The sequence below is a fragment of the Streptomyces racemochromogenes genome (assembly GCF_044129415.1).
Classification (GTDB): domain Bacteria; phylum Actinomycetota; class Actinomycetes; order Streptomycetales; family Streptomycetaceae; genus Streptomyces; species Streptomyces racemochromogenes_A.
The window spans coordinates 168641-179918 of record NZ_JBBDHD010000001.1 but is presented as its reverse complement, the minus strand read 5'-3'; the positions used below and the strand labels follow the sequence as shown (position 1 = coordinate 179918).

Sequence of the window (11278 nt, the reverse complement as noted above, 5' to 3'; positions counted from 1 at the left end):
AACGGGTGGAGCTGACTGGTACTAATAGGCCGAGGGCTTGTCCTCAGTTGCTCGCGTCCACTGTGTTAGTTCTGAAGTAACGAACTCGCCATGTTCCGGCTTGAGTTCAACTTCATAGTGTTTCGGTGGTCATAGCGTTAGGGAAACGCCCGGTTACATTCCGAACCCGGAAGCTAAGCCTTTCAGCGCCGATGGTACTGCAGGGGGGACCCTGTGGGAGAGTAGGACGCCGCCGAACAATCATTGTGGGAAAGCCCCGCACCAGCTCTGGTGCGGGGCTTTTCTGCGTTTACGGGCTCGGGCGCGGATATCGCGTTGACCTGCGGTGATCGGCACGTTTGGATGCGTGGCTATGGAGCAGCAGAAGCAACAGCATGTGATCCGGGCCGTGCGGGCCGACGAGTGGGAGAAGGTCAAGGGGCTGAGGCTGGACGCCCTGCGTGATCCCGTCGCGTCGCTGGCCTTCCTGGAGACCCTCGACCAGGCATCCGCCAAGCCCGACGAGTTCTGGCAGGACCGGGCGGCCGGCGCGGCGGAGGGCGTGCACGTCGCGCAGATCATCGCCGAGGCACCCGACGGGCAGTGGGACGGCTCCGTGTCCGTGTTCATCGAGGACGCCGGGACCAGCGATTTCCTCGGCCGTGTCGTCGACGTCGATCAGGCGCATGTCGTCGGGGTGTTCGTGCGGCCCGAGCAGCGGGGAAGCGGCCTCACCGACGCCCTGTTCGAGGCGGCGCTGGCGTGGGTGTGGGGGCGGGAGGAGCCGGTGCTGGACCGGGCGAGGCTCTTCGTGCACGAGGACAACGAGCGGGCCGCCGGGTTCTACCGGCGGTTCGGGTTCCGTCCGACCGGGCTGGTGGTCCCCAAGCCGGACGACCCGTCCGCGAAGGAGCACGAGTACGTCTTCACGCGGCCTTAGGCCGGCCACTCCGGCCAGCGGGCGCGCGCCTGTTCGCGGCTGCGGCACAGGGCGAGGAGCGGGAGCTTCTCGTCGTGCTCGTGGAGGAGATCGGGGAGCTGGGGGACGGGGGCGACGGCCGCCACGTCCTCCAGGACCAGCGTCATTGGTGGGTCGAGCCGACCGTGGGATGACCGTGCGGCCATGCGGCGGCCGTGCTCGACCACGTGCGAGGCGAGTGCGGTGAGCAGGGGCATCGCGCCCGGGCGGGTGCGGGGGTCCTCCAGCGGTTCACCCACTACGTAGAGGGTGCCCCCTTCGGCGGCGAACGATGCGAGCGTGAGGGCGTCCGTTCGGTGCGGGTTGCATGCCTCGCGGATGTGGACCGAGGTCAGGCAGGCGAGGGCACGGGCCGTCAGGTACTGGGCCTGCTCGCGGCGTTCCGGGTGGGCGATGAGGGCGCTTTCGAGTTCGCCGGCGGCACCCGGGGCCGCCTGGGGGTGGGTCCGCAGGATCCGTACCGGTTCCTGGGAGCCGTTGCCCTGGGCCCAGCGGGCCAGTTGCTTGAAGGGGAGGCCGTCGAGGGCGGCTGCCTGGAGCCAGCTGCGCAGGAGGGTCTCCGCGGTGTCGGCGACGGCCGCGTCGAGGCGGGCCTGGGGGCGTACGGGGGCCAGCAGTGCGATCGCGCGGGCGGCGGCGGTGTCCCGGTCGGCGCATCCCTCGGCGGGGTTCCAGTGCAGGCGGGCCGGGGTGTCGCACAGGTGCGCGGGGTCGTAGAGGAGGACCGGGCCGAGCTTGGCGCGGGCGTCCTTGGTGTCCTGCCAGACGGCCGGGGAGGAGGTGACCACCAGGACGGCGCCCTCGGCGGCGGAGACGGCCTGGACGGCGAGGCGGCGGCGTTCGGCCGGGGGCGCGTAGGCGAGGCGGTGTGCCGTCGGTTGCGGTGTGGCGGCCCGGGCGGCGGGTGCGTAGCCGAAGCCGTAGCGGTAGGCCTCCTGGGCGGGGGCGGCCGGCGGGGCGGTACGGGCCGGGGCGTGCGCGGGGGCCGGGGCGGAGACGGGGGCGTGCGCGGCGGGCAGCGAGCCGGCCGGCCGCGCGGGGGCGGGTACGGCGGGGGGTGCCGTGGTCGGCCCGTGCGGAGGGTGTGAGGGCCCGGCGGCCGGGTGTGGGGCGCCGGGTGTCGGGTACGGACCCGGGGCGGAGCCGGCGGGGCCCCTTGCCGTGAGGGGGGCGGCTTCGGGAATCCGGTGAGGGTCGCCGTCCGAGCCGGGGGTGGAGGCGGGGTCCCGGGGCGGGGCCGTGCCGTCGGCCGGGCCGGGGACGGGGTCCGGAGGCAGGTGGGCCGTGTGCGCGTCGGGGTGGGGTGCGGAGCCCGTACGGGGGCCGGAGAGGGCCGTGGTGCTGCGACCGCGGTCGCGGGTGGCCGGATCGGCGGCGTCGTACGGGGAGTGCGTGGCTGTGGCCGGGGCCCGGTCCGTTCGCGGGGTGGCCGGGCGGGTGTCCCCGTCCGGACCCGGGCCCGCGGCTGGAAGGGAGTCCGGGCCGTGGGCCGGTGGGCGGCCCGCGGGGGTGGTCCGGCGGGGGTGGTCGTCGGACGCCGGGTCCGGGTTCGCCGTCGGGGCGGTGGCTTTCGCCCGGGTACGGCGACGGGCCTTCGCGCGGGTCACCACGCCCAGGGTGAAGATCGTCAGGACCAGCAGGACCAGGAGCTGGCTGATGAACAGGCCCCAGAACAGGCCCCAGCCCGAGAGGGCCGTGGGGTCGGTGTCCGGCCAGGCGCCGGGGACGTCGTGCGGTTGCGTTATCAGGGCGCGGACCGCCCCCGGGGTGCGGGTGAAGGTCACCGTGGCCGGCCAGGCGCCCTTCGCGAAGAGGGCGGCGAGGCCGGTGGCCGACCAGACCAGGACGGCCAGGCCGAGGAGGAAGGCCAGGAGGCCGACCAGTACTCCGTCGGGGATGCCGCCGCCGCGTGGGCGGGCCTCCGTACCTCTGGGGTCGTGCATGTCGGTCAGGCCACCGTGGTCGCGGATCCGGGGCCGGTGCCCCGCTGGCGTTCGATGTACAGGGCGCGCTCCTCCGCTTCGAGTTCCGCGGCCAGCAGGTCGTCGGGGAGCTGCTGGGGCGTGGAGGACTCCGTCATCGCGCGGTCGGTGTAGACGAGGGGGCGTTCGGTCTCGGTGATCAGGTGTTTGACGACCTGGACGTTGCCGTTGACGTCCCAGACGGCGATGCCGGGGGTGAGGGTCGGGATGATCTCGACCGCCCAGCGGGGGAGGCCGAGGACGCGGCCCGTGGCGCGGGCCTCGTCGGCTTTCTGGGCGTAGATGGTGCGGGTCGAGGCCATTTTGAGGATGGCCGCGGCCTCGCGGGCGGCGGCTCCGTCGACGACGTCGGAGAGGTGGTGGACGACGGCGACGAAGGACAGGCCGAGGCGGCGGCCGAACTTCAGCAGGCGCTGGAACAGCTGGGCCACGAAGGGGCTGTTGATGATGTGCCAGGCCTCTTCGACCAGGAAGATCCGTTTTTTCCGGTCCGGGCGGATCCAGGTGTGTTCCAGCCACACGCCGACGATCGCCATGAGGATGGGCATGGCGATGGAGTTGCGGTCGATGTGGGAGAGGTCGAAGACGATCAGGGGGGCGTCGAGGTCGATGCCGACCGTCGTGGGGCCGTCGAACATGCCGCGCAGGTCGCCGTCGACGAGGCGGTCGAGGACGAGGGCGACGTCGAGGCCCCAGGCCCGGACATCGTCTATGTCGACGTTCATCGCGAGGGCGGATTCGGGTTCGGGGTGGCGCAGCTGCTCGACGATGTCGGTGAGGACGGGCTGGCGGTCCTGGATGGTGTCGACGACGTAGGCGTGCGCGACCTTGAGGGCGAAGCCGGAGCGTTCGTCCAGGCCGTGGCCCATCGCCACCTCGATGATGGTGCGGAGCAGCGCGAGCTGGCCGGTGGTGGTGATCGCCGGGTCGAGGGGGTTGAGGCGGATCCCGTCGTCGTTGGCCGCGATGGGGTCCAGGCGGATGGGGGTTATCCCCAGCTGCTGGGCGATGAGGTTCCACTCGCCGACGCCGTCCTCGCCCTGGGCGTCGAGGACGACGACCTGGCGGTCGCGGAAGCGGAGCTGGCGCAGGACGTAGGTCTTTTCCAGGGCGGACTTGCCGTTGCCGGATTCGCCGAGGACGAGCCAGTGGGGGGCGGGGAGCTGCTGGCCGTAGAGCTGGAAGGGGTCGTAGATGTAGCCCTTGCCGCTGTAGACCTCGCGTCCGATGATCACACCGGAGTCACCGAGGCCGGGGGCGGCGGTGGGCAGGTAGACGGCCTGGGCCTGGCCGGTGGAGGTGCGGACGGGCAGGCGGGTGGTCTCGACCTTGCCGAAGAGGAAGCTGGTGAAGGCGTCCGTCAGCGCGGACATGGGATCTCGCATGGCGGCTCTTCCTTCCGGCTAGCGTCGGATGCCGGTGGCGAACGGCAGGGTGTTGACGAAGGCGCGGTGGTGCTCGCGGTCGCACCATTCGAGCTTCAGGTAGGACTTGCCGGCGGAGGCGCGGATGGTGCGCTTGTCGCGGGCGAGGGCTTCGGGGGAACGCGAGGACACCGTGATGTACCCGACGAGGTTGACCCCGGCAGCGCCGCTGGCGAGATCTTCACCCCTTTGGTCGAGCCGGCCGTGGGCGGCGATGTCGCGGGGGTCGACGGTGCGGTTCATCTTGGCGGCGCGGGAGGCGTCGGCCTCGTCGTTGGTCTTCTCCGTCAGCATGCGCTCGATGGCGATCTCGGTGGGTTCGAGGTCCATGGTGACGGCGACGGTGCGGATGACGTCCGGGGTGTGGACGAGCAGGGGGGCCAGGAAGTTCACGCCGACGGGGGTCATCGGCCATTCCTTGATCCACGCGGTGGCGTGGCACCAGGGGGCGCGGGTGGAGGATTCGCGGGTCTTGGCCTGGAGGTAGGTGGGCTCCACGGCGTCGAGCTCGGCGGGCCAGGCGTTGCGCTTGGTCATGGCCTGGATGTGGTCGATCGGGTGGTCCGGATCGTACATGGAGTGCACGAGGGAGGACAGGCGTCCCTGGCCGAGGGGCTGGCGCACGCGGATGTCGGCTTCGGCGAGGCGGGCGCAGATGTCGGTGAGCTCGCGGGCCATGACGATGGCCAGGCCCGCGTCGCGGTCGAGCTTGTGGCCCTTGGTGCTGCCGGCGCGGGCGATGGTGGTGGCCTCGGCGGCGAGCTCGCGGGTGTAGTGCATGCAGGCGACGAGGTAGGCGCGGTGCTGCTCCGAGGAGGTGGAGACCATCGACTGGAGCTGGTCGTAGGAGTCGCGCAGCCAGGTGGGGGCCGTGCTGTCTCCGCGCTGGGCGACGTCCTTGGCGTGGGCGTCGGGGTCGGCGGGGAGGGTGCGGGCGAGCATCTGGAGGCGGGTGACGAAGCCGTCGCCGTTGGCGACGTGCTTGAGGAGGGTGCCGAAGCGGTCGACGAGGGCTTCCTGGTCCTCGCTGTCGCGCAGGCCGACGCCGGGGCCCTCGATCTCGATGGCGGCGGTGACGGTGCGGCGGTCGGCGTGGAGGAGGACGGCGATCTCGTCGGGGCCGAAGGGGGCGGCGAGCCAGTTGATGCGGCCGATGCCGGGGGGTGGGCCGACCTCGACCTCGCGGCCGTCGGCGGCGCGGGTGCCGGCCTCCATGGCGGCCGAGCGGTAGGTGGTGCCGCGGCGCAGGGTGCGCTTGTAGCTGCGGTTGATCTCGAACCACCGGTAGAAGGTGCGGCCCTTGTAGGGGACGTACACGGCGGCGAGGGCGAGCAGCGGGAACCCGGCGAGGGTGACGATGCGCAGGGTGAGGTCGGGGACGAGCAGTCCGCTCATCATGCCGAGGAACGCGCCGACGATGATCAGGGCGATCTCGCCGCTTTCGCGGTTCTTGCCGACGATCGCGTTCGGCCGGGCCCGGCCGATGAGATACGTGCGGCGGGGCGCGACCGGGTGGAGCTGGTGGGACTGGGTCGTCAACGCCCGTCACCTCCTGTGTTCCTCGTACTCGTACTCGTGCTCTGGCCAGTGCGGGGCGGGGGTGCGGCGGGAGGGAGGTTTCCGCCGGCGGATCCGCCGCCGGAGCCGCGGCTGCTGTGGGCGGCCATGCCTCCGGAGATCTGGTTGGCGTCGCCGCCGGTGGAGCCGCCGCCTCCGGCGCGGTGGGCGCCGCCGCGGCTGCTGTGGGTCTTGATGCCCTGGGAGACGAGGGAGGCCGGGGAGCTGATGACGGCGGCGGCCTGGGCGCCGTCGGTGGCCTGCTTGCGGTTGCTGCGGGCGGAGGCGATCTCGTCGCCGAAGCCGGGGACGAAGCGGTAGATCATGGCGGAGGCGAAGATCGCCAGGAGGATGATGGCGAGGCCGGAGACGACGGCGGAGAAGGCGTTCGGGCCCTTGTCGCCGGCGAGGGCCCCGGCGAGGCCGAGGACGATGACGATGACCGGCTTGACGAGGATGACGGCGATCATGATGCCGGCCCAGCGGCGGACGTGGCCCCACATGTTGCGGTCGACGAGTCCGGCGTAGACGACGGTGCCGAGGAGGGCGCCGACGTAGAGCAGGGCGGCGCGGATGACGAGCTCCAGCCAGAGGACGCCTGCGGCGAGGACGGTGACGAGGGCGACGACGATCAGCATGATCGGGCCGCCGCCGATGTCCTCGCCCTTCTTGAGGGCGTCGGTGAAGGAGCCGAAGAAGACGTCGCTCTGGCTGCCGGTGGCGGAGGCGATGACGTCGGTGACGCCGTCGGTGGCGGAGACGACGGTGTAGAGGATGAGGGGGGTGAAGGCGGAGGCGAGGACGGTCAGCCAGAGGAAGCCGATGGCCTCGGAGAGGGCGGTGGAGAGGGGGACGCCGCGGATGGCGCGCTTGGCGACGGCCAGGAGCCAGAGGACGAGGGTGAGGACGGTGCTGGCGGCGAAGACGACCGCGTACTGCTGGAGGAAGGCGGAGTTGGTGAAGTCGACGTTGGCGGTGCCCTTGACGGCTTCGCTGAGCTTCCCGACGATCCAGGCGGCGGCGTCGGCGCAGCCGCGGGCCAGGGAGGCGAGGGGGTTGAGGGCGTCGGTGGGGCTGTTCGGCGAGAGGCCGGTTCCCGCTCCGGCGCCGGGGCTCGCCCCGCCGACCTGACGCTCGCAGTCCTCCTTGAGGGGGCCGATGACGCCGTCGCACTTGGAGGGTGTCGGTGTGCCGGACGGGGACGCCGATGGGGAGCCGGAGGTGCCGGGCGTCGGGCCGGGAGCCGCATAGGCGCGGGCGGACAGCAGGACGGCCGTGGTCTGGAGGGCGGTCAGGGCCGCGGCGGCGCGGACGGTGGTGCGGGCGGCGGCCGCGCGGAGGGTGGTGCTGGTGCGGCCGGGCGTACCGGGGCTGCTACCGGGCATAGGTGAACCCTCCGAACTCCTGGACGGCCTTGCTGATGTCGTCGGACGTGGAGGCGGCGACGTCGCCGGGGACCGGGGCGGGGCCGTCCTGCTGGGTGTCGGAGGCGACCTTCCAGTCGTCCCCTGCCCAGCTCAGTTCGAACGTCCAGGTCTTCCAGGTGGTGCGCACCGGGGTGGTGGACTTGGCGCCGGACATGCCGACCAGGCCCGTGTACCAGACGGAGACCTTCGCGGTGGTGGGGCCGTAGCTCTCGATGCGAGTGCCGACCGGGACGGCGCGGGTCACGAAGGTGTTGCCCTGTGGGGCGTTGCCGTTCGCGTCGAGGCCCAGGGTGGCGAGGAAGGCCGGGGAGTACGCGGCGTCCTGCTGGGGCTTGCGCTGGGCCGCGGCCTCCGGGGTGTAGAGGGCGTCCATGAGGGCGTGGCGGGCGTCCTTCTTGAGCATGCCGTCGGAGCCCAGGGCGACCGTGTAGTTCGCGGCTGCCGATTGGGCGCCCTGTTCGTCGTGGGCGAAGCCCTTGGGGATGCCGGCGGACTTGGTGGTGACCGGGGCGGTGCCCGTGGGGGCCGTCGCGTTGGTGGCCGGGGGTTTGTCGGAGGTGGTGTCCCGCGGGGTGTCGTGGGAGCGGTTCGCGAACGCGATGGCGGCGATGAGCAGGACCACGACCCCGACCACCGTGATCAGCCCGCGTGAGGCGCGGGGGGTGCGGCGGGGGGTGCCGTAGGCGTCGGAGGGGGAGTCCGGGAGGCGGGTACGGGTCTGGCCCGTACCGCCCACTCCGCCGTGGCCGGCGCCCCCGCCGTACTGGTCGTCGTTGCTCATTGCCTGTCGTCCGCCCCCTCCGCGTCGTACGACGGTAGCGCTCGTTTCCGCGCACGCGCGGTGTGGTGATTCCTCATCAGGGTGCGGCCGCCCGCGGTGGTTCTGCTAGACGGCCATTCCGTAGACGATCGTGAAGAGCGTGCCGAGGGAGCCGATGATGAAGACTCCGGTCAGGCCGGCCACGATCAGGCCCTTGCCCTGTTCCGCGCTGAAGGTGTCGCGCAGTGCGGTGGCGCCGATGCGCTGCTTGGCGGCGCCCCAGATGGCGATGCCGAGGCAGAGGAGGATCGCCACGGCCATGATGACCTCGATCATGACCTTCGCTTCGTTGCCGAGACTGCCGAACGGCCCCCAGTTCGGGGCGATTCCGCCGATGATGGTGGTGATGTCGCCCTTTTCGGCTGCCAGGATCATGTAACTCACCGCCCCTGTATGGGTAGTTCCGGTAGCCCGTGCCCGATGGCAGGGGTCACGCACTATCTTCGCTGATGAAACGTCGGCCGTCGTCGACTTGGCCGGTCTCTTTACCCGATGTCCCGGGTTTCGGGCCGTGCGTGCGGGTGCGTGGGGGTATGGGTGCGCACGGGTGTGCGCGGGTGTGCGGTCGTACGCATGGCCTGACCTGGTCACTCTGTGTATCACGGGGGGTGACCTCGGGCAATGACTGGCGGCCCGGGTGGTGGCGCGCCGTGGTGGTGGTGCGGTCGCGGCGCTCGGGGGGCGTGTGGGTGCGCGCGGGGCGCACGGGGGTGGGGTGGGCGCCCCGGGGGCCGGAGGTGGGTCAGGCCCAGTGGGCGGGGCGGCTGAGGGTGGGCGGGATCCGGGTGTGCGCGTCGCCCTGGGCGGCGGCCAGTTGGGGCTGGGTGAGGAACAGGGTGTCGCGGAGGTCGGCGCCGCGGAGGTTCGTGTCGCGGAGGTCCGCGCCGATCAGGTCGGCGCCGCGGAGGTCGGCGCGGCGGAGGTCGGCGGCGATCAGGTAGGCGCCGCGCAGGTTGGCCCCGCGCAGGTCGGCTCCGGAGAGGCGGGCGCCCATCAGGTCGGCGCCGCGGTGGTTCTTCCTGCGGCCCGGGGCCTTGGCGCGGGCCAGCTCGCTGGTCTCCAGGAGGAGGACGTTGATCTCCTGGCGGAGGGCCGGGACGTCGAGGGCGGTGAGGGCCGCCGCGTCCGCGCGGGTGAGGGCCTCCGTCTTCGTGAGGAGTTCGCGCAGGGCCGGGTGGAGCGGGGCGGCCGCCGGGACGGCGAGGGCGGCGGACACGTAGAAGAGCAGTTCGTGCATCTGGCGCATGACCGGGAAGGCGTCGAACATCGCCTGCCGGGTTTCGGGGTGGGTGCGCCAGTCGCGGCCCTCGAAGGTGACCTGGGAGATCTGCTGGCCCGCGCCGAAGCAGTCGAAGACCGTGCAGCCCTGGAACCCCTGGTCCCGCAGGCGGGTGTGGATGCCGCAGCGGAAGTCCTGCCGGAGGTTCTTGCAGGGGGTGCCGGCGGACTTGTTCACGGCGAAGTCGGCCGACTTCGCGAAGGGCAGGGCGACGCAGCAGAGCGCGAAGCAGTTCGCGCAGTCGGCCTGGAGGACGGGGAGGGCGCGGCGGGGGGAGCTGGACACCCGTCCATTGTCGCTTGAGCGGGGGTTGATCCGTGGACGGGGGGCGGTGAGCATCCGTGCATGACAGAAGTGATCGCGGTTGCCGTCATTACGCTGCTCGCCGTCGTCAGTCCGGGTGCGGACTTCGCGATGGTCGTGCGGAACAGTTACCTGTACGGGAGGTCCACCGGCCTGTTCGCGGCGGCCGGCGTCGCGGCGGGGGTGCTGGTGCACGTCTCGTACACCATGCTCGGGGTGGGGCTGCTGATCGCCTCGTCGACCGCCCTGTTCACGGCGATCAAGCTGGCGGGGGCGGCGTACCTGGTGTGGATCGGGATCCGTACCTTCCGGGCGCGGGCCGAGCTCACCGTGGACCTGGAGTCGAAGCCGGAGCTGACGCGGCTGGGGGCGCTGAGGAGCGGGTTCCTGACGAACGTGCTCAATCCGAAGACGACGCTGTTCGTCGTGTCCACCTTCACGCAGGTGGTGGATCCGGACACGGCGGCCTGGCAGCAGGCCGGGTACGGGCTGTTCATGTCGGGTGCGCACCTGGTGTGGTTCGGGGCGGTGGCGCTGTTCTTCTCCCACTCGGCGCTGCGCGAGCGGATGCTCAGGGCGCAGAAGGCGCTGAACCGGGCCATCGGGTCGGTGCTGGTGGGGCTCGGGGTCGGGCTGGGGCTGGCCCGGTGAGGCGGGTGGGGTGAAGGGGCTGGTGCCGCGGATTACCTGTGGGTAGCGTGCGGCGGCATGGGTGCTGAGGACGGGGCCGGCGGGGCCGGCGGGTTCTACGAGCGGATCGGCGAGGGGCGTTTCCGGGCCACCGGGGCGACGCGCGGGCCGTGGGACCCGGACGCGCAGCACGCGGGGCCGCCGGCCGCGCTGCTCGGGCGGGCCGTGGAGGAGCGGCCGGGGGCGCGCGGGGACATGCGGGTCGCCCGGATCACGTACGAGGTGCTGCGGCCGGTGCCGATCGGGGAGCTGGCGGTCACCACGTCGGTGCTGCGGGCCGGGCGGGGCACCGAGCTGGTCGAGGCGGCCCTCACCCCGGCGGGCGCGGACGCCCCGGTGATGCTGGCGCGGGCGCTGCGAATCCGGGTGGCGGGGGAGCCGGTGCCGGCGGTGGCCGAGGGGGCGCGGGTGCCGCCTCCGGGGGAGGCGGCGGTGACGCCGTTCTTCCCGGTGCCGTGGGAGACGGGCTACCACACCGCGATGGAGGCCCGGTTCACGCGGGGCGCCTTCACCGAGCCGGGGCCGGGGACCTGCTGGATGCGGATGCGGGTGCCGCTGGTCGCGGGGGAGGCGGTGCGGCCGCTGGACCGGGTGCTGGTCGCGGCCGATTCGGGGAACGGGATCGGGGCGGTGATGGACATCGGGCGGTACGTCTTCGTCAACGGCGACCTGACCGTCCACCTGCACCGGCACCCGGTGGGGGAGTGGGTGTGCGTCGAGGCCCGGACGAGCGTGGACGCGGGCGGCATCGGTCTCGCGGACGCGCGGCTGCACGATGAGAAGGGGCCGATCGGGCGGGGGGCGCAGAGCCTGTTCGTGGCGCCGCGCTGACGCCCAA

General features: G+C 72.4%; 10 protein-coding genes and 1 rRNA gene. 4 read left to right on the top strand and 7 right to left on the bottom strand.

All coding sequences use genetic code 11. The annotated features are described in order from the left end of the window. Nucleotides 1–121: 121 nt before the first annotated feature. Nucleotides 122–238, top strand: a 5S ribosomal RNA gene (gene rrf / locus WDV06_RS00895). A 114-nt stretch (nucleotides 239–352) separates the two neighbouring features. Next, a complete protein-coding gene (locus WDV06_RS00890) occupies nucleotides 353–919 on the top strand; it encodes a GNAT family N-acetyltransferase (protein WP_395507613.1) in 567 nt (188 codons plus the stop codon). On the opposite strand, the gene WDV06_RS00885 is transcribed toward WDV06_RS00890, so the two are convergent. The 7 genes from WDV06_RS00885 to WDV06_RS00855 form a co-directional block, all read right to left on the bottom strand. Then, entirely contained in the window at nucleotides 916–2901 is a 1986-nt protein-coding gene (locus WDV06_RS00885; RefSeq protein ID WP_395507612.1) for a type VI secretion protein, read from the bottom strand. The genes WDV06_RS00890 and WDV06_RS00885 overlap by 4 nt on opposite strands. A gap of 5 nt (nucleotides 2902–2906) precedes the next feature. Continuing rightward, complete coding sequence (locus WDV06_RS00880; protein WP_390691524.1) at nucleotides 2907–4325, bottom strand: ATP-binding protein; 1419 nt, start codon at nucleotides 4323–4325, stop codon at nucleotides 2907–2909. 18 nt (nucleotides 4326–4343) lie between these two features. Then, complete coding sequence (locus WDV06_RS00875) at nucleotides 4344–5903, bottom strand: SCO6880 family protein (RefSeq protein WP_395507611.1); 1560 nt, start codon at nucleotides 5901–5903, stop codon at nucleotides 4344–4346. Further along, entirely contained in the window at nucleotides 5900–7306 is a 1407-nt protein-coding gene (locus tag WDV06_RS00870; protein ID WP_395507610.1) for a hypothetical protein, read from the bottom strand. The genes WDV06_RS00875 and WDV06_RS00870 overlap by 4 nt, the downstream gene beginning before the upstream one ends. Then, nucleotides 7296–8129 carry a hypothetical protein gene (locus WDV06_RS00865; protein ID WP_395507609.1) on the bottom strand — a complete coding sequence of 278 codons (834 nt, stop codon included), beginning with the start codon at nucleotides 8127–8129 and terminating at the stop codon, nucleotides 7296–7298. The genes WDV06_RS00870 and WDV06_RS00865 overlap by 11 nt, the downstream gene beginning before the upstream one ends. Nucleotides 8130–8234: 105 nt before the next feature. Next, nucleotides 8235–8543, bottom strand: a complete 309-nt coding sequence (locus WDV06_RS00860) for a hypothetical protein (protein WP_042818271.1) — start codon at nucleotides 8541–8543, stop codon at nucleotides 8235–8237. A gap of 367 nt (nucleotides 8544–8910) precedes the next feature. After that, nucleotides 8911–9732 (bottom strand): pentapeptide repeat-containing protein, encoded by an 822-nt coding sequence (locus WDV06_RS00855; protein ID WP_395507608.1) that lies wholly within the window; start codon nucleotides 9730–9732, stop codon nucleotides 8911–8913. 60 nt (nucleotides 9733–9792) lie between these two features. Here WDV06_RS00855 and WDV06_RS00850 point away from each other — a divergent pair, with 60 nt between their 5' ends. Then, nucleotides 9793–10401: a LysE family translocator gene (locus WDV06_RS00850; RefSeq protein ID WP_395507607.1), complete on the top strand. Its 609-nt coding sequence runs from the start codon at nucleotides 9793–9795 to the stop codon at nucleotides 10399–10401. 57 nt (nucleotides 10402–10458) lie between these two features. Then, the gene (locus WDV06_RS00845) at nucleotides 10459–11271 is read left to right on the top strand and encodes a thioesterase family protein (RefSeq protein ID WP_395507606.1); all 813 of its coding nucleotides are present in this window, start codon (nucleotides 10459–10461) and stop codon (nucleotides 11269–11271) included. Nucleotides 11272–11278 lie beyond the last annotated feature (7 nt).